The 24,930-nt window shown below is 27.3% G+C and carries 17 protein-coding genes and 1 pseudogene; 17 read left to right on the forward strand and 1 reads right to left on the reverse strand.

Features of this window, described 5'->3' with window-relative positions; genetic code table 11:
* The first annotated feature begins 462 nt into the window (after window positions 1–462).
* The 9 genes from licT (at window position 463) to EJJ37_RS08970 (ending at window position 14,965) form a co-directional block, all read left to right on the forward strand.
* Entirely contained in the window at window positions 463–1,296 is an 834-nt protein-coding gene (gene licT, locus EJJ37_RS08930; protein ID WP_133015235.1) for a BglG family transcription antiterminator LicT, read from the forward strand.
* 167 nt (window positions 1,297–1,463) lie between these two features.
* A complete protein-coding gene (locus tag EJJ37_RS08935; RefSeq protein ID WP_133015236.1) occupies window positions 1,464–3,332 on the forward strand; it encodes a beta-glucoside-specific PTS transporter subunit IIABC in 1,869 nt (622 codons plus the stop codon).
* Window positions 3,333–3,347: 15 nt separating this feature from the next.
* Window positions 3,348–4,763 carry a glycoside hydrolase family 1 protein gene (locus EJJ37_RS08940; protein WP_133015237.1) on the forward strand — a complete coding sequence of 472 codons (1,416 nt, stop codon included), beginning with the start codon at window positions 3,348–3,350 and terminating at the stop codon, window positions 4,761–4,763.
* A 377-nt stretch (window positions 4,764–5,140) separates the two neighbouring features.
* Window positions 5,141–6,433: a nucleotide sugar dehydrogenase gene (locus EJJ37_RS08945; RefSeq protein WP_133015238.1), complete on the forward strand. Its 1,293-nt coding sequence runs from the start codon at window positions 5,141–5,143 to the stop codon at window positions 6,431–6,433.
* 52 nt (window positions 6,434–6,485) lie between these two features.
* Window positions 6,486–9,080: a polysaccharide deacetylase family protein gene (locus EJJ37_RS08950; protein WP_133015239.1), complete on the forward strand. Its 2,595-nt coding sequence runs from the start codon at window positions 6,486–6,488 to the stop codon at window positions 9,078–9,080.
* A 48-nt stretch (window positions 9,081–9,128) separates the two neighbouring features.
* Window positions 9,129–10,982, forward strand: coding sequence for a glycosyltransferase family 2 protein (locus EJJ37_RS08955; protein WP_133015240.1), 1,854 nt, complete (start codon window positions 9,129–9,131; stop codon window positions 10,980–10,982).
* A gap of 41 nt (window positions 10,983–11,023) precedes the next feature.
* Window positions 11,024–12,703 carry a polysaccharide deacetylase family protein gene (locus EJJ37_RS08960; RefSeq protein WP_133015241.1) on the forward strand — a complete coding sequence of 560 codons (1,680 nt, stop codon included), beginning with the start codon at window positions 11,024–11,026 and terminating at the stop codon, window positions 12,701–12,703.
* A gap of 19 nt (window positions 12,704–12,722) precedes the next feature.
* Window positions 12,723–13,787: a glycoside hydrolase family 18 protein gene (locus EJJ37_RS08965; protein ID WP_133015242.1), complete on the forward strand. Its 1,065-nt coding sequence runs from the start codon at window positions 12,723–12,725 to the stop codon at window positions 13,785–13,787.
* Between the two features lie 203 nt (window positions 13,788–13,990).
* Window positions 13,991–14,965 carry an LCP family protein gene (locus EJJ37_RS08970; RefSeq protein ID WP_133015243.1) on the forward strand — a complete coding sequence of 325 codons (975 nt, stop codon included), beginning with the start codon at window positions 13,991–13,993 and terminating at the stop codon, window positions 14,963–14,965.
* 58 nt (window positions 14,966–15,023) lie between these two features.
* Here EJJ37_RS08970 and EJJ37_RS08975 read toward each other — a convergent pair.
* A pseudogene (locus tag EJJ37_RS08975) lies at window positions 15,024–15,401 on the reverse strand (beta-galactosidase small subunit-related protein); the annotation flags it as partial.
* Between the two features lie 511 nt (window positions 15,402–15,912).
* Between EJJ37_RS08975 and galU the strand changes: the two are divergent.
* The 8 genes from galU (at window position 15,913) to EJJ37_RS09015 (ending at window position 24,879) form a co-directional block, all read left to right on the forward strand.
* Window positions 15,913–16,785 (forward strand): UTP--glucose-1-phosphate uridylyltransferase GalU, encoded by an 873-nt coding sequence (gene galU, locus EJJ37_RS08980; protein WP_133015244.1) that lies wholly within the window; start codon window positions 15,913–15,915, stop codon window positions 16,783–16,785.
* Between the two features lie 166 nt (window positions 16,786–16,951).
* Window positions 16,952–17,443, forward strand: a complete 492-nt coding sequence (locus EJJ37_RS08985) for a VanZ family protein (protein ID WP_133015245.1) — start codon at window positions 16,952–16,954, stop codon at window positions 17,441–17,443.
* 273 nt (window positions 17,444–17,716) lie between these two features.
* Window positions 17,717–18,904, forward strand: a complete 1,188-nt coding sequence (locus tag EJJ37_RS08990; protein WP_133015246.1) for a glycosyltransferase family 4 protein — start codon at window positions 17,717–17,719, stop codon at window positions 18,902–18,904.
* Complete coding sequence (locus EJJ37_RS08995) at window positions 18,897–20,048, forward strand: glycosyltransferase family 4 protein (protein WP_166484721.1); 1,152 nt, start codon at window positions 18,897–18,899, stop codon at window positions 20,046–20,048. The genes EJJ37_RS08990 and EJJ37_RS08995 overlap by 8 nt, the downstream gene beginning before the upstream one ends.
* A gap of 59 nt (window positions 20,049–20,107) precedes the next feature.
* On the forward strand, window positions 20,108–21,427 hold the full coding sequence (locus EJJ37_RS09000) for a tyrosine-protein kinase domain-containing protein (RefSeq protein WP_133015248.1): 1,320 nt from the start codon (window positions 20,108–20,110) through the stop codon (window positions 21,425–21,427).
* A gap of 23 nt (window positions 21,428–21,450) precedes the next feature.
* Window positions 21,451–22,650 carry a beta 1-4 rhamnosyltransferase Cps2T gene (gene cps2T / locus EJJ37_RS09005; RefSeq protein WP_133015249.1) on the forward strand — a complete coding sequence of 400 codons (1,200 nt, stop codon included), beginning with the start codon at window positions 21,451–21,453 and terminating at the stop codon, window positions 22,648–22,650.
* A 35-nt stretch (window positions 22,651–22,685) separates the two neighbouring features.
* A complete protein-coding gene (locus EJJ37_RS09010; RefSeq protein WP_133015250.1) occupies window positions 22,686–23,900 on the forward strand; it encodes an O-antigen ligase family protein in 1,215 nt (404 codons plus the stop codon).
* Window positions 23,893–24,879, forward strand: coding sequence for a glycosyltransferase family 2 protein (locus EJJ37_RS09015; RefSeq protein ID WP_166484722.1), 987 nt, complete (start codon window positions 23,893–23,895; stop codon window positions 24,877–24,879). Before EJJ37_RS09010 ends, EJJ37_RS09015 begins: the two co-directional genes overlap by 8 nt.
* Window positions 24,880–24,930: the final 51 nt, after the last annotated feature.

Raw genomic sequence — 24,930 nt, forward strand, 5'->3', positions numbered from 1 at the left:
TAAATTTAATTAATAGTTTGTTAGTGATATCTATAACTACATAATTTTAAATAATATATATAATAACAAATAATCATATAGGTTAACTATACTTATTTAAAAAAATAGTAATTTATCAATTTTATATTGAATTCAGTTATAAAATATTAGATATATTTTTAAATATAAATAGATTGATAAGAAATAAGTCGAAAATTGTATAAATATAAGTAAAAAAACTTTACTTTTTTTGCACTGAGGTATCTTTTAGTAAAAATAAATTATTGACACCGTTTTCTATACGTGATATTATTTAGACAAATAAATAATGTTGATTAAGTAGGATTGTTACTGGAACGCAGGCAAGACCTAATGTATATGTAGATATATTTTTTATAATCTATCTATATATACATTAGGTTTTTTTTCGTTCAATTAAAAATTACAATCTTTAATTTAATAATGTTTTAGGGAGAGGTGTGTATGAGGATTACACGCATAATAAATAATAATGTAGTTTGTGCAGTTAATGAAAGAAATCAAGAGAGAATTCTTTTAGGATCAGGAATTGGTTTTCAAAAGAAAAAAGGAGATGAAATTGAAAAAGGCAAAATAGAGAAGGAATTTTTCTTAAAGTCTAAATCAGTATCTGGGAAACTTTTTTCATTATTAACTCAAATACCTATGGAGTATATGAGAGTTACGGATAATATAATAAAATATGCAAAAGAGGCATTAGATGAAGAGTTAAGTGAAAATATCTATTTGACATTAACAGATCATATTAGTTTCTCAATAGCAAGGCAAGAAAATGGACTACCATTTGGTAATGCATTGTTATGGGAAATAAAAAGATTTTATTCTAAGGAGTTTAATATTGGTCTACATGCAGTGGACTTATTAAATGAAGAATTTAATATAAACTTACCTGAAGATGAAGCGGCATCTATAGCTATGCATATTGTAAATGCAGAATTAGGTAGTGGGGCAGTAAGGGATACTATACAAGTTACAGAAGTTATTCAAAATATTTTAAATTTAATAAGATATCACTTTAAAACTGATTTAAATGAAGAGTCCTTATATTATAGTAGATTTTTAACACATTTAAAATTCTTTGCCTATAGAATATTAAATGACAATATTAATGAGGTTGGAGATAAAGATTTTGAAGAGGTTGTAAAGCTTAGATATCCAGAATCATATGAGTGTGCTTTAAAAATTGCTAGTTTAATTAAAGATAAATATAATAAGAGTTTATCTTCAGATGAATTAGTTTATTTAACAGTACATATTAAAAGAATTACAACAAACTAAAACTTAAGGAAACTTGGTTTAATAGGATTGTTACTGGTGGTGCAGGCAAGACCTAGAGAGTTATTAATTAGTTTATATATAATTGAAGTTAAAAATTATATATAAATTAGTTAATAATTACTCTAGGTCTTTTTTTATACAAATTTTTTATATAAGGAGAGATTTTAATGGATTTTAAACAAATGGCAGTCACTATATTAAAATTAGTTGGCGGTGAAAAAAATGTAGCAAGTGTTACAAATTGTATGACTCGTTTAAGATTTAACTTAAATGATGTAAATAAAGCTCAGGTTGATGAAATAAAGAAACTTAAGGGAGTTCAAGGTGTTGTAAATAAAAATGGGCAATTCCAAATAATAATAGGTACTAATGTAAGTAAAGTATGTGATGAAATACATAAGTTAGGTAACTTTGGTGAAAATTCATCTTCTGATGTAGAAGATAAAGAGACAGGAGTTATAAATAAAGTTTTAGGGACTATTACTGCAATATTCACTCCTATTATTCCAGCTCTTGCAGGATCAGGGATGATAAAGGCATTATTAGCAATATTAAAGCTTTTTGGAATAGTAAGTGTTGATTCACAAACTTATACTTATTTAAGCTTTTTAAGTGACACAGTATTCTATTTCTTACCAGTTATATTAGCTTATTCTGCTGCAAAGAGATTTAAATGTAGTCCTTATTTAGCTGCAGTACTTGGTGCATCTTTATTACATCCAAGCTTTTCGGCATTAAATACTGGTGATCCAGTAGCATTCTTTGGTATACCGATAAGAATGATTTCTTATGGATCAAGTGTTGTTCCTATACTTTTAATAGTATTTGCGCAATCTTATATTGAAAGATTTGCTAAAAAGATATCTCCAAATGCTGTTAAGGTATTTTTAGTTCCTTTAATAACTTTAGTTATAACTTCATTAATTGCTTTTAGTGCTTTAGGACCTTTAGGAAACTATGTTGGTGAAATTCTTGCTATTGGTATGAACTTTATTAATGATAAAGCAGGATGGCTTATTCCTGTAATAATGGGTACTTTATGTCCATTCTTTATAATGACAGGTATGCATTATTGTTTTGCTCCAATTCAACAAATACAATATTCTACTTTAGGATATGGAACAATTTTGGGGCCTGGTATGCTTTCATCTAATATAGCTCAAGCTACTTCAAGTTTAATAGTTGGATTAAAGAGTAAAAATAAAGACTTAAAACAATTAGCTTTATCAAGTAGTGCTACTGCATTTATGGGTATTACTGAACCTGCTTTATATGGTGTTAACTTTAAGCTTAAAAAACCACTTTATGCTTCAATGATAGGTGGAGGAGTTGCTGGGCTTTATGCTGGTATTACTGGAATAAGAACTTATGCTTCTGCAACTGCTGGACTTGCTGCAATTCCAGTTTATATAAGTGATGATATGTCAAATGTTATAAATGCTTGTATTACAATTGTTATCTCTATAGTTGTTACTGCTATTGTTACATTAATATTAGGTTTTGATGATATTAAAGATGAAGATACAGTAGAAGAAGTTACTAATGATTCTCAAAAAAATAGTGTTAAAACATCAATAGTAGGTGAGATATCTATAACATCTCCAGTAGAAGGTGAAGCTATTCCATTATCACAAGTTAATGATGATGTGTTTGCACAAGAGCTTATGGGTAAAGGTATGGCTGTTATACCATCAGAAGGCAAAGTATATTCACCAGTTAATGGAACAGTGGAATCACTATTTAAAACAAATCATGCGATTGGTTTAAAGGCTGAGAATGGTTTAGAATTACTAATACATATTGGATTGGATACTGTAAAATTAGGTGGAAAGCATTTTACACCGCATATAAAACAAGGTGATAAAATAAATGTTGGGGATTTATTAATAGAATTTGATAAAGATTCAATAAAAGAAGAAGGATATGAGTTAGATACTGCTGTTATAGTTACAAATAGCTTAGAGTATTTAGATGTACTTGGAACTGAAAAAACTTATATTACTAAAAATGATACTTTAATAAGAGTAATTAACTAAGAAAGGAGAAGTTTAATGGCTATAAAGTTTAATGATGACTTCTTATGGGGAGGTGCAATTGCAGCAAACCAGTGTGAAGGTGCTTATTTAGAAGATGGCAAGGGATTATCTATTCAAGATATCATGCCAAATGGTGTAGTAGGTGATATTTCAGATGAACCAATAGAGGAAAATTTAAAGTTAATAGGAATAGATTTTTATCATAGGTATAAGGAAGATATAAAGCTTTTTGCAGAAATGGGTTTTAAGACATTAAGATTTTCAATAGCATGGTCAAGAATTTTTCCAAAGGGTGATGAACAAGAGCCTAATGAATTAGGATTAAAGTTTTATGATAGTGTTATTGATGAATGTTTAAAATATGGAATTGAGCCTTTAGTAACATTATCACATTATGAAACTCCTTTACATCTTGCTAAAACTTATGATGGATGGAGAAGTAGGAAGCTTATAGGTTTCTTTGAAAATTACTGTAGAGTTGTTTTTGAAAGATATAAAGATAAGGTAAAGTATTGGCTTACTTTTAATGAAATTAATGCAGTAATTCATTTTCCCTTAATGGGAGCTGGAATATATACACCTAAGTCAAAGTTAACTAAACAAGATGTATATCAGGCTGCACATCATGAATTGGTAGCAAGCGCTTTAGCGGTAAAACTTGCACATGAAATTATGCCGGAAGCAAAGGTTGGATGTATGGTACTTGGAGTTGTTAATTATCCGATGACTCCAAACCCTGATGATATGATTGCTTCAATGGAACGTGATAGGGATCTTATGTTCTTTACTGATGTTCAGGTAAGAGGAAAATATCCACGTTATACGAAGAAGTTATTTAGGGATTTAGGTGTTGAAATACAAATGGAGCCTGATGATGAAGAAATATTAAAAAATACAGTAGATTTTATTTCATTTAGTTATTATATGAGTAAATGTACTGCTAAGGATGTATCTAAATATGAGAGGGGTAGAGGTAATTTAACATCTGGCGTTAAAAATCCTTACTTAAAGGAATCAGAGTGGGGATGGCAAATAGATCCTCAGGGATTAAGATATATATGTAATTATTTTTATGATCGTTATGAAAAGCCACTATTTATTGTTGAAAATGGTTTAGGTGCTATAGATGAATTAGTAGAAGTAAATGGTATAAAAACTGTTATTGATGATTACCGTATCAAATATTTAAATGATCATTTAGTTGAATTAGGTAAGGCTATTGATGATGGTGTTGAGGTAATGGGATATACAAGCTGGGGATGTATTGATTTAGTAAGTGCTTCAACTGCAGAATTAAAGAAGAGATATGGTTTCATATATGTGGACCGTAATAATGATGGAACTGGATCTTTAGAACGTTATAAAAAGAAGAGTTTTTACTGGTATAAAGAAGTAATAGAAACTAATGGTAAGATATTAAAGGAAGAATAATTTTTAGAATAAAATAAATCTCAAAATAAAATGTATTTAAAAATAAATTATATGTCAAATATTAATTCACTGTGGTTAATTTAGTTTAAAAAATTTTAGCAAACAAGCACTTCGTAGATGAATATGCTACGTAGTGCTTGTTTATTTTTATTATAAATTGTTTATTATAGCATATATTTCAAATTAGAAGTTATATATAAAATTATGAAATTAAAAGAAAAAATGGAATTCATTTTACAATTAATGTTTTTATTGATAATATAATAATGAATATTATTAAAAAAATACGTATAAAGATAAGATTAGATGTATAAAAAAGAAGAAATATGTCTTGGAATTTATTTCAGATTTTAAATTGGGGAAAGGAAGATAGAATCATGATGAAAAATGGTTTTAAGATGGCGATAATTGGATTGGGATATGTAGGTATGCCTTTAGCTATTGCATTTTCAAAGAAACTAGATGTTATTGGCTTTGATATAAATGAAGAAAAGATTAATAAATATATTAGTGGTATAGATGAGACTAATGAAGTTGGTAATGAAGCAATAAAGAATTCCACAGTGAAGTTTACATCTAATGAAAAGGAATTAAAGGAAGCACAATTTTTTATAGTTGCAGTACCAACACCAATTAAAATTGATAAAACTCCAGATTTAAGACCTGTAATTGAAGCAAGTAAAATTGTTGGAAGAAATTTAAGTAAGGATTCTATAGTTGTATTTGAATCAACTGTATATCCCGGAGTAACAGAAGAAATATGTGTACCTATATTAGAAAGTGAATCAGGTTTAAAATGTGGAAAAGACTTTAAGGTTGGATATTCTCCAGAAAGAATAAATCCAGGAGATAAGGTTAATAGGTTAGAAACTATAGTTAAGATAGTTTCAGGAATGGATAAAGAGAGCTTAGATATAATAGCTAGTACATATGAAATGATTATTGAAGCAGGAGTTCATAGAGCGGAAAGCATTAAAGTTGCTGAAGCTGCAAAAGTTATAGAGAATTCTCAAAGAGATGTGAATATTGCTTTTGTAAATGAAATAGCAATGATATTTAATAAGATGGATATAAATACTAAAGCAGTTTTAGAAGCAGCAGGAACTAAGTGGAATTTCCTGAAGTTTTCACCTGGACTTGTTGGAGGACACTGTATAGGAGTTGATCCATATTATTTAACATATAAGGGGGAGCAACTAGGATATAGAGCTCAAATAATATCTGCTGGAAGAAGAGTAAATGATGATATGGGGAAATTTATAGCCAATGAGACTATAAAGCAAATGATTAAGGCTAATAAAAATATAAATGGAGCTAAGATTGGAATATTAGGAATAACATTTAAGGAAAATTGTCCAGATGTAAGAAATACGAAAATAGTTGATATAATCGAAGAATTAGAGGAATACTCAGCGCAGTGTATAGTTAGCGATTATATGGCAAATAAGGATGAAGTAAAAAAAGAGTATGATATAGATTTAGTCAATATGGAAGAATTAAAAGATTTAGATTGTATTATTTTAGCAGTTGCACATGATAATTATAAGAATTTAGAATTAAGTTTTCTTAACAAACTATATAATGATGGAAGCAAAGTATTAATAGACATAAAATCTATGATAAATAAAATAGATGCTGAAAATCAAGGCTTTATTTATTGGAGTCTATAAAAATAAAAACCATAGAAAATATTTTTAATTTTATTATTTTAAGGGGGAAAATATGCGTATAAGCAAATTAAAAATGTTGGGAATAGTCATTGTAGTTGTTTTAGTAATTATACTGGGGATTATTGTTTTAAATAAGAAAAGTAATTTTACTGAAAATGATGCAAAAGATTATATTATATATGATTCAGATAAGGCAATAAAAGATGCATTAAGTGAAATAAAGACAACATCTAAAAAGTCAAATATACTTTCTGATGTTAATACTTCTGAAAATGTTATTTCTCTTAATTTTGTGGGGTTATCTACACCAGAAACAAATGATAAGTTAGTAAATATTTTAAAGCAATATAATACGAAAAGTACATTTTTTATTCCTGGAATATTAGCAGCAGAAGATACGGATATATTTGAAAAGTTAATAGAGGGAAATCATAAAGTTGGAAGCAATGGATTATTAGCAGAAAATAAGATGGAAGAATATACTGAGGAAGAATTAGTAGATTCTTTTATTAGGACAAATGAAATTATACAAAAGTGGACAAACAAAAATGAATCTATTTTATTATATTGTAATTCAACTTCATATACGGATAAAGTGTTAAAAGCAGCTTATGTTAGTGGAAATGAAGATGTAGTAAAAAGTAAGTATATATTAAATTATAGAAGTTTTAAGTCATATGAGGAAACTTTAGCTTATATAAGTAAGATACCTAAAGGAAGTATGATTACTGTTAAATTAGCTGGAGAGCTAGATGATACTGAGTATAAAAAAGATGAAAAACCAGCAGAGGATATGCAAGGAACAATTGTAGAAAATCCTTTAGAAGATTTTGATGAAGAAGAAAGACTTCTTATGGTTGTTGAATGGATTGTAAAAGCTTTAAATGAACTAAATTATAATATTGTTACTTGTGATGAGTTACAACAATATGGTGAAGCTGATGATAGTGATACTAGTAATAATATTAGTTATTATGATAGTAACAATTCAAAAAATTTAACTTCAAATAATGGTTCACAAGGCAGTGATAATAACTTTGAATATTTAGAACCTATAGATTTAGATGTATATTATACAAATAAAGCAGAGGAGCTAAGAGTTAGTAACAATGGTAAGAAGGCATCAACAGAGGGAAAGGTGTACACAGTACAACCTAGTGTTGGATATAGTTTTTATGGAGTAAGTAATACTACTGTTTTACAAGATGTTTTAAATAAATTAAATAATCAAAAAATAAAGGCTACATTCTTTATAACTGAAAAAGATATAAGGAATAATGAAAAAGAGATAAAAGAAATTGTTGATAATGGTCATGAACTTCAAATTATGTTAGTTGAAGGCAGTGGAAATGATTATTTATCAGTTGCCAAAAGTATTTTAAATATTAAAAGATATATAAAAAATAATTTTAATCAAGATGCTACTTTAGTTAGATATCCTTATGAGGTTCAGTATTCTGATGAGGCTTTAGAAGCAATATCGGCAACAGGATGTAAAGTTATTGGTCAAAATTTATCTGTAGCAACTACAGCAGTTGGCAAGGATGGAACTATTGAAGAGGTTAAAAATAATATATTCAATTTAGGTAATATAGCCTTACATAAAGGTTTTATAGTTTATTTTAGAATGGATTATTATAATGATAATACTATAATTGGAAATTTAGTAGAGTTAATAAAGAAGGAAAAGGTCGATCCTATTGGATATATAGATCAGGGTGTAAAGCATAATGGTTATAGCTTTGCTAAATTAAGTGAGTTAGTTACAAGTGATTATGTATTTAATTATCCACTTACTAATTCTGAAATATTACCAGAGGTACTAGATAAGATTAAAAAAGGACATTTAGAAAATATAGAAGATCCTATAGGGTATATTTCTAAGAGATATATAGGTAGTCCTTTTGCTAAATATACTGAATCATTACCAGGTTTTGAAGAAGATGAAATTGAAGTTTTAGATAAGGTTGGTAGATTTACAGATGATAATACTATTTTCTTAACTTTTGATGACTGGGGTTCAGATATAGCTATAAATAAATTACTTTATATATTAGATAAGTATAATGTAAAGGCAACATTTTTTGTTCGTACTAATTATATTGATGATAATCCAGGTTTGTTACGTACAATTGCTTTAGCTGGACATGATATAGCAAGTCATTCAGATAACCATATTTTATTAAGTAATACTACAGATAAAAATGGGGTATTTGCAGAAATTACTGATAAACAAGCTGAAGCTATACAAGAAGATGTAATACTTTCTTATAAAAAGTTACAAAGCATAGTAGGGGATATTTATGTTGATGGAAGACCAGCATTACAAACATATTTTAGACCACCAACTTTAGCAGTAAGTAAAAAAGGGTTAATGAGTGTATTTGACTCAGGATTTAGTTATGTAATTTCAGGAGATTTTACAACTAAAGATTATGAGGCAAAAAGTGCTGAAGAGTTAATTAATAAACTTAAATATGGAATTGTATCAGGTGAGAATAATGAGATTAAAATTACAGATGGAACTATATTAGTTATGCATATGTCAGATGAGGCTAAATTTACAGCTGAAGCATTAGATACAATAATACCTTATTATTTATCACAAGGTTATGAATTCGGTAGAATAAGTGATTATTTAAGATAAAAAAGTATTATTTTATTGTCTATTTTTATTATTATGAAAGGGGATAAGATGTTTAAAAGAAGCGTTAAAAAGAGCCAAGAGAGTGAAGATATATTACTTAAGGTAACTAGTGATAGAAGATTATTATCTAATGTTCCAGATCCTAATAAGATTCGTTCTGGTGAAGATAGGCGAGGTAGTGGCATAGAAGATATAAAAGATGAAGACAAGCTACGATACCGTGTAGAATATGATGTTAATGTAACATGTTATTCAAGGAAATTTAATAAAGTTAACTTTAAATGTAAGGGAGTTAATGTTTCTACTACAGGTATATTGTTGAAGATAGAAGATAAAGAACAAGCTTATATACTTGAAAACTCTAATAGTATAGTTTTAAAGTTTAAAGTTACTCCAGGTAGTATGCCAGAGGGATATGAAAATAAGGTTAAAACTAAGGCGCAATATATTAGAACAAATATTAATGATGGTGAAATGTTTATTGCAGTTAAGTTTAATAAAAATCTTAGAGAAGTTAATAAGAGTACAGGCACATATACTATTTTAATTTCTAGTTTATTATTAGCATTTGTTACATTATTTATTATTTTTATGCGTATTGAAAGTGTTCTTTATTTTAAGTTTAATAGATGGATGTATTTATACAGTATTATAACAGCTTCATTTTTATTAACTAGATATATTTGGGGAGCTCTTTATAGACCAGTAAAAGTTGATCCTGATTATACTCCTGGAGTTAGTATTTTGATTCCTTGTTTTAATGAAGAACAGTGGATACAACAAACTATTATAAGTTGCATAAATCAAAATTATCCAATTGATAAATTAGAAGTAATAGTTATTGATGACTGTTCAAATGATAAATCAATAGAGAAAATAAAAGAAATAGTAGATAAGTTAGTAAAAGAAAATGAAAGATTTGAAGTTAATGGTAGAATTAAATATATTGTTCAGAAGCAAAATGCAGGAAAAAGAGAGGCTTTAGCAGTAGGAGCTAAAGAGGCTAAACATGACCTTTTAGTATTTGTAGATTCTGATAGCTTTTTAGCTCCAAATGCAATTAGAAATTTAGTGCAACCTTTTAAGGATCCGAAAATGGGAGGGGTTGCAGGAAGAACTGATGTAGCTAATACTTATACAAATGTTTTAACAAAAATGCAATCTGTTAGATATTATATAGCATTTAGAATTATGAAGGCTGCTGAATCTAGATTTGATGCAGTTACTTGTTTATCAGGACCATTAGCATGTTATAGAAGAGATATAGTAATAGAAAATACAGATGCATGGCTTAATCAAAGTTTTTTAGGGCAAAAAGCTACTTTTGGTGATGATAGAGCTATGACAAATTTTGTTTTAAGTAAGTATAGAACTGGATATCAAGATACTGCTGTCTGTTCTACAATTGTTCCTAATAAATATAAGGTGTTTTTAAAGCAACAAATGAGATGGAAAAGATCTTGGTTAAGAGAATCATTAATAGCAGGAAAGTTTATGTGGAAAAAGGAACCTTTTGCAGCAGTAACCTTCTATATGGGATTATTAGTACCAATTTTAGCTCCAGTAGTAGTTGTATATAATTTAATAATTGTACCATTTACATATAACATTTTCCCTAAAACTTTTATTATTGGACTTTTAATGATGGCAATGCTTATGAGTATAACACAGTTACGTTTAAGAAAAAGTACAACTTGGTTCTTTGGGTTAGTATTTTGTTTATTTTATGAAGCAGTATTGTTATGGCAAATGCCTGTTGCTTGGGTAACTTTCTGGAAGTCAACATGGGGAACAAGAATGACTCCTAGCGATATAGAAGAAATGAATAAGAAAGAAGAAGCTAAAAATAGAAAGTTAAAGAAGAGAATGACGAAAATTAATGTTAAGGACAACCTTAATTAAGAGGAAGCATTTTAACTCATATTTGATAAAGGGTGAAAAGTATGAATTATAAATTTAACTCAAAAAAGGATTATATAAAAGCAATAAGAGGTACCATAGAAGGAATAATTTTATTTGCTCTTTTAGTTTTGATAATAAAGACTTTATTTGCTACAACAACTTATGTAGAATATGATGCTACAACTGAAACTAAAGAGGAAAATGGTTTTATTGCTTTATCTTATTTTGGAGTAAGTAGGACAGGTTCCAATACTGTTATGGATACAGAGCGTTTAGAAGAGCATTTAGAAACTTTATATAAGAATGGATATGTTACTATTACTCAACAAGATATATTAGATTATTATAATGAAGGAAAAGAGCTACCAGATAAAGCCTTATTTTTAATGTTTGAAGATGGATATAGGGGAACGGCTATATTTGCGCAAAAGATAATGGAGAAATATAATTTTAAGGCAACTATTTTAACTTATCCAGAAAAGTTTGATAATAAAGACCCTAAATTTTTGACTCCTAAGGATTTATTAGAGTTAGAAAAAAGTACTTATTGGGAGCTTGGAACTAATGGATATAGACTTTCTTATATTAATGTCTTTGATAAGAATGATGAATATGTTGGTGAGTTAACTTCTTTAGAGTATTCAGAGATGATGGAAGAGCTAGGACGTAATTATAACCATTATCTTATGGATTATATAAGAGATAAAAATGGAATACCTAAAGAAACTTATTCTCAAATGAAGACTCGTATAACAACAGATTATCAATTGTTAGAAGAGAAATACATGGAGGGAGTAGGATATGTGCCTAAATTACATGTTTTAATGCATGCTAATACAGGTATGTTTGGTAATAATGAAAAGGTTAGTGCAATTAATGAGAAAAATATTAAAGAATTATTTTCTATGAATTATAATCGAGAGGGATATTCTTATAATAATAAAGAAAATAATATATATGATTTAACTAGGATGCAACCACAACCTTATTGGTATCCAAATCATTTGTTAATGAGAATTAAGGATGATAGTAATACAGAGGTTGTTTTTGAACAAGGTGATTTAGATAGAATGAATTATTGGGATAATCTTAAGGGAGCAACAGAATATAGAGGAGATGTTATAGCAGTAACATCACTTTCAAAGGATACTGGTTTAATTAGATTAAAGGATAGTGAAGATTATAAAAATATTTCTTTAAATACAATTTTAACTGGAAATGTAATTGGATCTCAAGGAGTGTATTTAAGAGCTGATGAAGATTTACAAAATTATATTAAAGTTCAAGTAATTAATAATGTTTTATATGTATATGAATCGGTTAATGGAAATGAAAGCATTTTACATGAAGAGGAATTAAAGTTACAAGGAAAATATGCAGAAAAGGAAATTCAAATAAATACACCAGCTACTAGAAGTTTAGAAATTCAATTAAATGATAATAATTTAAAGGTAGTAATTGATGATTTAGTTGTAGAATGTAGTACTAATGTTACTAATTCAGGATATGTTTATCTTGAATCTGCATGGGGAGATTATGGATATAGTCAACGTAACCTTGTTGATGATGTTTATGATGGTGTTTTTGAAAAGTTATATATAACAGATAATGATACTGAGAAAATTTTATATGATAATAGATATAAGGGATTAGAAAAGATAACAAATGTTGCAAAGGAACTTTGGCTTAGTATTGTTGATTGGTTTATTGAGACATTATAATATAAAGGAAAGAATTAAAATGAAAAGATTAGTTAAATTATTGATTAGTGGAATTTGCTTTTTGTCTATTTTATTTTTGATAGGATGTAAAAGTGAAAAAAATATAATAGAAGATAACAATATAATAGAAGACAATAATTCTAATAATGTTAGCAGTGAATCAGAATTATCAAATAGTGATAGTAAGATTGATGCTTGGTTAGTTTATTGGGATACAGCAAATTTTGAAGAGGAAATAGATTATTGGAGTGAGAGAATATCAAATATAATTTATTTTGCTGCATATTTTGATGAAAATAATAAGCTATTTATACCTGATAATATTAATGAGACTAAGGAAATAATTGATGAGTTATATAAGGATCAGTCTTGGGGAAATTATATTACTTTTGTAAATGATAAAGCCTATTCAGATGGAAGTTCAGCATTAAAGGATACTGATTTATTATATGAGCTTTTTGAAAATAATGAATCTATGGATAATCATATTAATGATATTATAAGTATTGCTGTTGAAGGTGGATATAAAGGTATAGAAATAGATTATGAAAAAATAAGAAAAGATCTAGATTTGTGGGAAAAATTTAGTGTTTTTTTAGAAAAATTAATAAAAGCTGCTGAACCATATAATCTTCCTATAAGAGTTTTATTGGAGCCATCAACACCAGTTGATAACATAGAGCTTCCTGAAGGACCTGAATACGTAATGATGTGTTATAACTTATATGGATATGGAACAGAACCAGGACCTAAAGCTAATAAGGAGTTTTTACTTGAACTTATTGATAAGATGAAAAAAGTATCAAATAATAGAGATTATGCTTTAGCAACTGGAGGTTTTGATTTTGCAGATAATGGTGAAGTTAAAGCAATAACTCAGAAAGATGCTGAGGATTTATTGATAAAATATGATGAAGTATCTGAAGAACGAGATGAAGATAGTCAATGTAAGGTTTTTCATTATATTGATAGTAATGGAGTAAATCATCAGGTATGGTATGCTGATAGTGTTACTTTAGAGTATTGGGAAAGCATATTAATTGAAAATGGTGAAAAAAATATATCTATTTGGAGATTAGGATAAGGTAAATTACACCTTAGAAGAGAGAATATTATTTCTTTTTCTAGGGTGTATTTTTAATTATTGAGTTTCTAGTGAAGTATTATATTAATAAAATTAAAAATAATGAAAAATAATGGAATATATGATATTATTACTATTGACTGACTAAAGGGGATAAAACGTAAATACTATATATTAAACTAGTTTGATGAGGTGAAAGAGAAATGACTAAGGGGAAAAAGATAACAATTTGGATTTTGGGAGTAATATTAGTAGTTATTTTAGGTGCTGTAGGAGGAGTTTATTTTTATGGTAATTATTTGTTTAATAAGTTGGAAAAGGTAGAAATCGATAAAGATAATATAGGAATTACTGAAGAGGTAGAAGAAAAATTATCTCAATATAGTAATAGTATAATTAATATTGCATTATTTGGAGTTGATGCAGTAGATGGTGAAGCTGGTAGATCTGACTCTATAATGATAGCAACTATAGATACAGTACATAAAAAATTAAAATTAACATCAATAATGAGAGATTCTTATGTTGCAATTGATGGTCATGGAAATGACAAGCTTAATCATGCTTATGCCTTTGGAGGACCTCAATTAGCAATAAAAACTTTAAATGAAAACTTTGATTTAAACATAGAAGATTTTGCAGCTGTTAACTTTGAAACATTACCTAAAATAATAGACAAAATTGGTGGAATAGAATTAGATATAGATGCAGATGAATTAGAATATGTAAATGGATATATAGCACATCTTAATAATATTAATGGAACTAGTGAACCAGCTATAGAATCAACAGGGGTTCAACATGTAAGTGGTACACAGGCGTTAGCTTATTGTAGAATTAGATATACTTCTGGTGGAGATTATAAGAGAACTGAAAGACACAGAGAAGTGTTAACAGAAATATTTAAAAAGATAGAAACTATGCCAGTAACTTCTTATCCATCATTATTATTAGATATATTACCTATGGTTAATACAAGCTTAACTTATAATGAAATATTAGATTTAGGAACTGAAGTATTAAAACTTGGCGATTCAAGTATGGAACTAGAGAGATTTCCTCTTGATGAGTATTGTGAAGGTAAAATGATTGATGGAATATATTATTTAAGTTTCGATAAGGAAACAACTGTTGAACAGTTACATAATTATATTTTTGAAGATAAAATAACATGGTAATTTGAAAAAAATTTGCCACCCGGGGACTAGAAATCTAGACCCCTGGGGGTATTTTATATTAAATATTTGTTTTTACAAATTTTAAATAGAAATTATATGAAAATTCTTCTTCGTTAAGTTTATATTCTTCAGCTAAGTCAGGGCCACAGCTATTTGAACCAATGCCGCTTTGTTTATAATCTATAATTAAGTAAGTTGAATCTTCTTCATATAGAAGGAAGTTATGAGTTTTACTAGTTAATTGTTCAATAGAAAAATGTGAAGCATTAAAAGCAAAATCATTTTCAGATAAAACATATATCTTTCCAGAGTTATTATTAATAGATACCTCTCTGCAGAAATGATGACTTCCATTTTCTTGAGGCTTTATATAGTCTTCGTGCATTTCAGAAACTTTTGAATTAAATCTACCTAAATAACAACATGAATTTTTATCTCCTAAGCTTCCTGCACTATAAGTAAATAAAGTTTTTATAGAAACATCATCATTTTTATCAGTTTTTTTGTTTATTACCGTATTCAAACTATCACCTCTATATTTTATAAAATCTACAATACCTGTTTAATTAAACTTTTGATGGAAATCGATTTCTTTAATTTCATATATAATATTACAAAAATTTTTTTTATAAGAATATAGAATTAAGTTTCTAAAATATTGATTTATATTTCCTAATTAAATACTAATTTAATAAATAAATTAGTTTAAATAGTATAAAAAATACCTAAAATAACCTAAATAAATATAAAATGTCGAAATATTTCGGACGTATGTGCATTTCAAATAGGTATTATAATGGTATAATTAATGTATTACTGTCTAAAAAAGTGAATGAAGTAAAATTACAATAAGACATGTACTTAAAATATATGTAAAGTATTTATTTACAGTTTATTACAAAATATTATATTAAAAGTATAGTAAGAGTAAGGAGACAATAAGAGTTATGGAAAAGAAAATAAGAAAAGCAATAATACCTGCTGCTGGTCTTGGAACTAGATTTTTACCAGCAACGAAGGCACAACCAAAGGAGATGCTTCCGATAGTTGATAAGCCAACTTTACAATACATAATAGAGGAATGTGTTGCATCAGGTATAGAAGAGATTCTTATAATAACAGGAAGAAATAAAAAGAGTATAGAAGATCACTTTGATAGAAGTGTTGAACTTGAAATGGAACTTGAAAAGGCAGGAAAGAAAGAAATGCTTGAAATGGTTAGAGAAATATCAGATATGGTTAACATCCATTTCATAAGACAAAAAGAACCAAGAGGGTTAGGGCATGCTATCCTTTGTGCAAAGACTTTTGTAGGGGATGAGCCTTTTGCAGTATTACTTGGTGATGACGTTGTTTATAATGATAGAAAGCCATGTTTAAAGCAACTTATTGATTGTTATGGAGAGTACAAAACTTCAGTTTTAGGGGTACAAACAGTAGCGGCTCAAGATGTTAATAAGTATGGAATAGTTGGTGGAATTCATATTGAAGATAGAGTTTATAAGGTTAAAGATTTAGTTGAAAAACCTTCAATAGAAGAAGCACCATCTAATGTTGCAATATTAGGAAGATATATAATTACACCAAAAATATTTGAAATATTAGAAAATACAGCTCCAGGTAAAGGAAACGAAATTCAACTTACAGATGCATTACTTAAGCTTATTGAACATGAAGCAATGTATGCTTATAACTTTGAAGGAAGAAGATATGATGTAGGAGATAAGCTTGGATTCCTTGAAGCTACAGTTGAATATGCTCTTAGAAAAGAAGAGTTAAGAGATGGATTTATTGAATATTTAAAAACTATTATAAAATAGTTTTATGAAGAGCTATACCGTTGTATAGCTTTTTTCTTTATTTATACTTGAAGGTGGGGATAATATTTTTATTATAACTAGAAGAGAATTTTTAGCGCTAACTACTGTAATAATTTTATATGTTAATTTAGATGTGTTACTTCAAATTATAGTTGGTGAAAAGAAAATGAGTAGTGAACTGTTGAAAAAGAAGTTTATGAAAATGATATTTAGCATATACATGGTTTTAGTAATTTCTATAGTATATTTTCCTTTTCCTATAGCATGGGGAAAATATGTAAAATACAGAAATCCAATTATTCATATTATTCCATGGCAAAGTACTATTGGAATGTATAAAAGAGATGGATTAGGTGTTGTTATTGAGAATATTGGAGGTAATTTATTATTATTAGCTCCAATGATTTTCTTTTTATGTTATTACTTAAAGAATTTACATTTTAATATTAATAAGGTTTTACTTATATCATTATTTATATCTTTATTTATTGAGTGTAGTCAGGTTACTTTATCAATGATTATTCCTAATTATGCAAGAACATTTGATACTATGGATTTACTTTGTAATAGTATTAGTGGATTAATAGGATATAGATTATATCTGTTTTATAAAACAGTAGTTGTAGATGATATAGAATTAGCGGATTCTATTAAGTAGTTTAACAACTTATCTTAATGTAAGAGCCCTCAGAAAGTCAGAAGTCTGATTTTCTGAGGGCTAATTATTTTGTATAAATTTAAAAAAATAAAATTTGTGAATTTTTACAAAAAATTAGCATTATATTACAAAAAATATAGTGTTATAGTATAATTTTTAATATAAAATATTGTAAAAAATTACAAAATATATAAGGTTAATAAAATACTTTATTATATACGCCGCTTTATTATGATGGGTAAAATGACAGTTCATTAATAAGGAGGTGAAAATATGAAGATATGCTTTATAACTAATGAACTTTTTTCAATAGGTGGTGCTCAAAGGGTTTTATCTGTTTTAGCAAATAACTTAGTTCAAGAATATGAAGTTCATATTGCCTGGACATCAAAGGATTCAACCATTGATAGAGATGTTTATAATTTAAATCCTAAAATTAAATTATATAATAATAGAAATTTATATAGTAAAAAGCCAATAAATAAGTTTCTAAAAGGAGTAAATAAAGTAACAGGCATATTTAATAAAGAGATTTTTGAAGCTGTATTTAAAGAAATTGCTTATCCAAAGAAATTGCAGGAAGAATATATAAATTACATTAACAATAATCAATACGATTTAGTAATAGGGGTTGGAGGATATTTCAGTCTAATATTAGGTATTATTTCAGATAAGGTAAATGCAAAAACTATAGGGTGGCAGCATAACTCATATCAAGCATATTTACAAAATCCATATAGATATTATTGGAATGAAGATATACTTTTTGAAAAATATATACCTAAGTTAGATAGATATATTGTTTTAAACAATCATGATAAAGAGATGTTTAAAAAAGAGAAAAATATAGAATGTCATGTTATATATAATCCTCGAAGTTTTAATAGTAAGGAAAAATCAAAGGTTAATGAAAAGCAGTTTTTAGCAGCAGGGAGATTAAATTATCAAAAGGGGTTCGATTTACTTATTGAGTCATTTAATACTTTTTCTAAAAGAAATGATGAGTGGAAATTAGTTATAGTTGGAGATGGAAAAGAAAAGGTTAAATTATTAAAAAGGGTTAATAAGTATAAGCTAGGGGATAGGGTTATATTTGAGAGTTTTACTAATAACATAAAAGAGTATTTTTTAAATTCATCGGTATTATTGCTTCCTTCAAGATGGGAAGGGATGCCAATGATAGTTCTTGAATCTTTAGAGATGGGTGTTCCAGTAATAGCCTATGATATTACTGCAGTTGAACCTTTAATAACAAATGGTAAAGAGGGAATTATAGTAAAAAGTTTTGATAAAGATGAGTTTTCAATTGCTATGGAGAATATGGTTAGCTCACAGAATTTAATAGAAGATATGTCTAAAGAATGTAGAATTAAGTCTAGAGAATTTGATGTAGAAAATATAAGGGATAAATGGATTGAGTTAATTGATGAATTGATGGAGGTTAATGAATATTATGAATAATATAGTTTTTTTACATTCAAGCTCTGAATTATATGGCTCAGATAGATCCCTTTTAAATTTAGTAAAGAATCTAAATAAAGATAAGTTTAATATTACAGTTATTTTACCGGAGGATGGGCCCTTAGTAGATAAAATTAATAGCTTTGACAATGTAGAAGTTATTATAAATGAATTGGCAGTATTAAGAAGAAAGAATTTATCTTTAAGTGGAATGAGTAAATATTTTATTGAGCTAATGAGGTCTATTAAATTTATTAATAATTTAATTAAGGAAAAGAATATAGATATAGTTTATACAAATACTTCAGTTATATTTGTGGGAGGTATTTCAGCTAAGATTTGTAAAGTTAAAAGTGTATGGCATATAAGAGAAATAATAAAAAGTAAGTATGAAAGATTTATAGTATCTAAAATAGTTAATATTTTTTCAGATTATATAATTGCCAATAGTAAAGCTACTGCAGAAGCTATTAGTAAAAATAAAGATAAGGTTAAAGTTGTTTATAATGCCATAGATATTGAGAAAAATAGTGATTTGGAAGATATTGATGAATTTTATAAGGAAGTTGCAGCTACTATAGTTAGAAGTAATAACAAAATAAAAATAGGTATGGCAGGAAGAATAAATAGATGGAAGGGACAAAAGCTTTTTGTTGATATGGCCAAGTTAGTTTCAGAGGAAAATGACAATGTAGAATTTTTAATTGCAGGTGACGTATATAAAGGTGAGGATTATATATTAGATAATTTAAAAGGATATATTTTAGAAAGTGGAGTTAAAGATAAAATAGGTCTTTTAGGACAAGTAGATAATATGAGTAATTTTTATAAGAAGTTAGATATTTTTGTTCTGCCATCAATACAGCCAGAGCCTTTTGGATTAGTAGTTATAGAAGCAATGAATAATAAATTACCAGTAGTAGCAACTAATCATGGTGGACCAGTTGAGATTATAGATAATAATATAGATGGCTTTTTAGTTGATTATAAGGATGCAAGAGAAATGGCACAAGTAGTTAATAAACTAATTAAGGATAAAGAACTTAGAAATTATATTGCAGCTAATGGAGAAAAAAAAGTTAAGGAAAAGTTTAATATTAGTAGATATGTAGATGAAATCAGTTATATTTTAGAGGAGTTTTAATAATTATGGAATCGATTTATATTTACTGATTATTTACTTATGAGAAAGGTGGGTATTGAATGAAAGCGTATAAAAGATATGGAAAGGATGAGTTTTTGACAGTTAAAGATGTCATTGAAGCATTAAAGAAAAGAGTAAGATTAATAATAGCATCTGTATTAACATTTATTTTTATTACAGCAGTTTTTGTATTTTTTATAAGTACTCCTAAATATGAAGCAAGTGTAAAGCTATTTGCAGGTAAAACTGAGGAGGTACAAAGTGATTATTCAGATAAGGAATTAGAATCATATTCTAGTATTATGAATACTTATATTGAGTTAATAAAAACAAATGATTTTATGAATAAAATAATTGATGAAGTTAATTTGGATACTACACCAAAAGAATTAATGAATTCATTGCAATTTATAATTAAGGGAAATACGCCTATTATTGAAATTAGGTATGTATCTAGTGATTGGCAAGTTGCAGAAGATGTAATTTCTGCAATTATAGAAAACTTTGAAGTTAGCGTAAAAGAAGTAATCTTAAACACATATACAAAAGTTGTTGATAGCATAGAAGTAACAGAACTTCCTCAAGGACGTGTAACAAAAATTATATTAGGAGGATTTATAGGATTATTAATTGGCTTTGGAATAGTATTTTTAATAGAGTTGCTAGATGATAAAGTAAGTAAAAAAAGTGAGTTAGAGAAAGTATTATCTATACCAATATTAGGACAAGTACCATTAATAGAAGATGAAAATAATAGTATAACAGAACCATTTTTAGAGGCATATAGAGGGATTAGAACTAGGTTAGAGTATTCATCTGTAGATAAAAAGTTAAAGACTATAATGATTACAAGTTCAGATATAGCTGCTGGAAAGAGTAGTGCGTCTTTAAACTTAGCTTTTGTTTTATCTCAAGGAGGTAAGAAAGTAATCATTGTTGATTGTGATTTAAGAAAACCTAGTATTCACATGAAACTTAGGTTAACTAATAATAAAGGCCTAACAGATTATTTAATAGGAAAAATTAAATTAAATGAAGCTATAAGAAAGGTAAATAATAATTTAGAGGTTATAACCTCAGGAAATAGAGCAACTGATCCAGCAGATATAATAGGATCTAAAGCAATGGAGAAGTTTATTAATGATCTTAATGAAATTTATGATTATGTAATAATTGATACACCTTCAATAAAAAATATTAATGATGGATTAGAACTAGCAAGTAAGTGTGATGGTGTTATTTATGTTGTTAGAGCTGATAAAACTAAAAAAGATGAAATAATTGAAGGCTACAGTGAATTAGAAGATATAAATACAAATATAATAGGATCTATACTTAATGGAGTTTCTCATAGTGGTGATAGTTATTATTACTGTTAAGAAAAATAGGTGAGAGGGTTAATATGAGAGAGGTGTTTATAATTGGGTCTAAGGGAATTCCAGCCGGATATGGTGGATTTGAAACCTTTGTTGAGAATTTAACTGCAAATAAAGTATCAGAATCATTAAGATATCATGTATCATGCTTAGCAAGTAATAATAAAGAATTTAAGCATAATCAAGCAAGATGTTTTAATATAAGAGTTCCTAATATAGGACCTGTCAAGGCTATATATTATGATGTAATGGCTTTAAGAGAATGTATTAAATATATAAAGAGAAATAATATTAAAAATGCCATTGTATATGTATTAGCATGTAGAATTGGACCATTTATAGGATGGTATAAAAAGAAGTTAAAAAAGTTAGGTGCATCTTTATTTGTAAATCCAGATGGCCATGAGTGGAAACGAGCTAAATGGAATTCTGCTATAAAAGTTTATTGGAAATTTTCAGAAGGGTTAATGGTTAAGCATTCAGATTTATTAATTTGTGATTCTATTAATATTGAGAATTATATTAAGAAAAATTATAGCAGATTTGATCCTAAAACTATTTATATAGCATATGGGGCTGATATAAGTAAATCAACATTAGGGGATAAGGATTATACTTTAATAAATTGGTATAGGAAACACAATATAAAAAGAAAAGAATATTACTTAGTAGTTGGAAGGTTTGTACCAGAAAATAATTATGAATTAATGATTAAAGAATTTATGAAATCTAAGTCTAAAAATGATCTTGTAATAATAACTAATGTTGAAAAAAATAAATTCTATAAAGAATTAAAAGAAAAAACAAAATTTCATACTGATGCCAGAATAAAATTTGTAGGAACTATATATGATAGTGAGTTATTAAAAAAGGTTAGAGAAAATGCATATTCATATATTCATGGTCATGAAGTTGGAGGAACTAATCCATCATTACTGGAAGCATTAGCAGCAACTGATTTAAATTTATTATTTGATGTTGGTTTCAATAGGGAGGTTGCTGAAAATGGTGCCTTATATTTTAACAAAGAAAAGGGTAGTTTAACAAAAATTATTGATAATGAATTAGATAAAGAAATTATAAGTGCCTTAGGAAAGAAGGCAAAGAATAGAATTACTAGTGAGTATCAGTGGATAACTATAGTAAATAGATATGAAGATTTATTACTGAATTATTCAAAAGATGTATATATAAATGAGAGGATTAAGGGAAGTGTGGAAGTATAATATAAACTTTTCACCTTACTTAAGGGTGATTACAAATGTCAAAGAAGTTAGATAATATTATAGCTTTAGTTATGGTACTATATTTGATTTGTATGTTTTTTAATAAGTTTGTAGCTGTAATAACTATGATATTCTGCATATTACTTATGATTAGAGTATTAAGAGATAAGAGGATAGTACCTATTATCTTATCTGTAATAGTATTAGGATTATTATTTTATAATTATTTTATTTCAATACAATATTTTGTTTTGGAGTTGGAGGTTTTAAGTAATAAGTCTAACCTTGAATACTTAATAAGAATGATAACCTTTATAATGATGCTTTATTGTTTTTCAGATAGAGAAATTTTAATATCAATTCAGGATGAGTTTGAAAATTATATAAATATAGTTTTAGGTATTGTCATTATATATCAAATAGTAATTGGAGTTTTTATTATTACTAAACAAGGCTTTTTGGAAAGATGGGGAATGACTGTTTTTGCTGGAATAAATGGTAATCCACATGGAAATACTTACTTAATGATTTTAATGGCAATAGTAATTGAGATTATAATTTCGAAAAAGGATAATAGATATTTAGTTTTATATTTTATTCCTCTACTTTCAGCATTTATGAGTGGAGCAAGGACTCCAGCTGTTGTAATGCTTGGGATGTTTTTAGGAATTAGATGTTTTAAAAATAGAATAAGAGCTAATTTAAGATTTAGATGGAAGGGACTATTGATAACTACTATATTTTTAATAGTTATTAGTATTTTTAGTAATGTTTTAGTTAATTTTATATTACATTCTAGTATTATAGATAAGTTTTCTAGTACTTATGATAGTGGGAATGTGTTAAATAGTAGGGATTTAATTTGGAATGGTTTAATTAATGATTTTAAGTATAATTTTTCTGATATTGAAAGAGTGTTTGGACATGGAATTCATTATTCAGTAATTATTAATGAGCAAACTGTAAATTCACCAATATGGGGTCATTCTGATTTTATTGATATTTTAATTTCTTATGGAATTATAATGCTAGTTATTTATGTTGTTATGTATGTAAGGTATTTTATCAAGCTATGGACTATTGGCGGAAAGGGATTATTAATTATGGTATTTTTCGTTGGTATGGTTTTGTTATCTGTATTTAATGGAGTAATTAATTATACTGTTTTTATTTCCATTATTGCATTTTGGGCAATGTTTTATATATCTATTGAAGATGAGGATATAGATGAAGGTAAGGGTTATGAGTAAAATTAGTATAATAATTCCAATGTATAATGCAGAAAAATATATTTCTAAGTGTTTGAAAAGTATAATAAATCAAAGTTTTAATAATATAGAAATTATTATTGTCAATGATGGTTCAACTGATAATAGTTTAGAAATATGTAAAAAGTATGCAGAAGTTGATGATAGAATAATAATCCTTAATAAGAAGAATAGTGGTGTATCTGTGGCTAGAAATGAAGGAATGAATGTGGCTACAGGAGAGTATGTAATGTTTGTAGATGCTGATGATTGGATAGATGAAAGTATGTGTAAGAGTCTTCATAAAAGAATAAGTGAATGTGATGGAGATATTTGCTTTTGTAATAATATAAAGGAGTATGGAAATAAAAGTGAGCATATTGACTTTGGAAGCTCAAAGGATGTAATTACTTTAGATGAAATTAAAGAGGTAATTTTATCTTTAGTTGAAGAGAAAGATAAAAATAAAGCTCATAGAAGGGAAAGTTTTAGGGGACCATGTGCAAAACTTTATAAAACAAGTATTATTGTAGACAATAATATTACTTTTAAGAAAGAGTTAGCCATAGGTGAAGATTTAGTTTTTAATCTTGAATATTTAAAGTGTTGTAAAAGAATTGTGATGGAGAAGGGGTTTTTATATCACTATAGAGTTAATTTACAGTCTGCAACTAAAAGATATAGGGAAAATTGTTGGGAAACTTATAGAAATTTGCTTGTTATTTTAGAAGAATATTTAAAAAGTAACTTTTCTAAAATTGAGTATATGGACAGGCTTAATAAGTTGAAGTTAAAGTATTTTATTATTAGTGTAAATAATGAAATGAGTAAGTTTAATAAAAAGGGTTATGCTGAAAAAGTAAGATATATTAAAAGTATATGTCAGGATGAAGTTATTAATTTTACATTGAAGAATGAAAGTAAAGGTACAAGGGGACCTAAAAATAGAATTAAGTTATTTTTACTTAGGAATATAGTATAGTGTTTTCCGTGGAGTAAGTATACTATTTCCATAGATGAGAGGTAAGGGGTA

The sequence above is a fragment of the Clostridium cuniculi genome, assembly GCF_004353185.1.
Classification (GTDB): domain Bacteria; phylum Bacillota; class Clostridia; order Clostridiales; family Clostridiaceae; genus Clostridium; species Clostridium cuniculi.

Bases quoted from the DNA above. Each gene is read 5' to 3' on its own strand.
- EJJ37_RS08985 (WP_133015245.1), top strand. From the start codon at position 16,952: ATGAGTAGTGAACTGTTGAAAAAGAAGTTTATGAAAATGATATTTAGC.
- EJJ37_RS08945 (WP_133015238.1), top strand. From the start codon at position 5,141: ATGATGAAAAATGGTTTTAAGATGGCGATAATTGGATTGGGATATGTA.
- EJJ37_RS08965 (WP_133015242.1), top strand. From the start codon at position 12,723: ATGAAAAGATTAGTTAAATTATTGATTAGTGGAATTTGCTTTTTGTCT.
- licT (WP_133015235.1), top strand. From the start codon at position 463: ATGAGGATTACACGCATAATAAATAATAATGTAGTTTGTGCAGTTAAT.
- EJJ37_RS08935 (WP_133015236.1), top strand. From the start codon at position 1,464: ATGGATTTTAAACAAATGGCAGTCACTATATTAAAATTAGTTGGCGGT.
- EJJ37_RS09010 (WP_133015250.1), top strand. From the start codon at position 22,686: ATGTCAAAGAAGTTAGATAATATTATAGCTTTAGTTATGGTACTATAT.
- EJJ37_RS08955 (WP_133015240.1), top strand. From the start codon at position 9,129: ATGTTTAAAAGAAGCGTTAAAAAGAGCCAAGAGAGTGAAGATATATTA.
- EJJ37_RS09015 (WP_166484722.1), top strand. From the start codon at position 23,893: ATGAGTAAAATTAGTATAATAATTCCAATGTATAATGCAGAAAAATAT.
- EJJ37_RS08995 (WP_166484721.1), top strand. From the start codon at position 18,897: ATGAATAATATAGTTTTTTTACATTCAAGCTCTGAATTATATGGCTCA.
- EJJ37_RS08940 (WP_133015237.1), top strand. From the start codon at position 3,348: ATGGCTATAAAGTTTAATGATGACTTCTTATGGGGAGGTGCAATTGCA.
- galU (WP_133015244.1), top strand. From the start codon at position 15,913: ATGGAAAAGAAAATAAGAAAAGCAATAATACCTGCTGCTGGTCTTGGA.
- EJJ37_RS08960 (WP_133015241.1), top strand. From the start codon at position 11,024: ATGAATTATAAATTTAACTCAAAAAAGGATTATATAAAAGCAATAAGA.
- cps2T (WP_133015249.1), top strand. From the start codon at position 21,451: ATGAGAGAGGTGTTTATAATTGGGTCTAAGGGAATTCCAGCCGGATAT.
- EJJ37_RS08970 (WP_133015243.1), top strand. From the start codon at position 13,991: ATGACTAAGGGGAAAAAGATAACAATTTGGATTTTGGGAGTAATATTA.
- EJJ37_RS08990 (WP_133015246.1), top strand. From the start codon at position 17,717: ATGAAGATATGCTTTATAACTAATGAACTTTTTTCAATAGGTGGTGCT.
- EJJ37_RS08950 (WP_133015239.1), top strand. From the start codon at position 6,486: ATGCGTATAAGCAAATTAAAAATGTTGGGAATAGTCATTGTAGTTGTT.
- EJJ37_RS09000 (WP_133015248.1), top strand. From the start codon at position 20,108: ATGAAAGCGTATAAAAGATATGGAAAGGATGAGTTTTTGACAGTTAAA.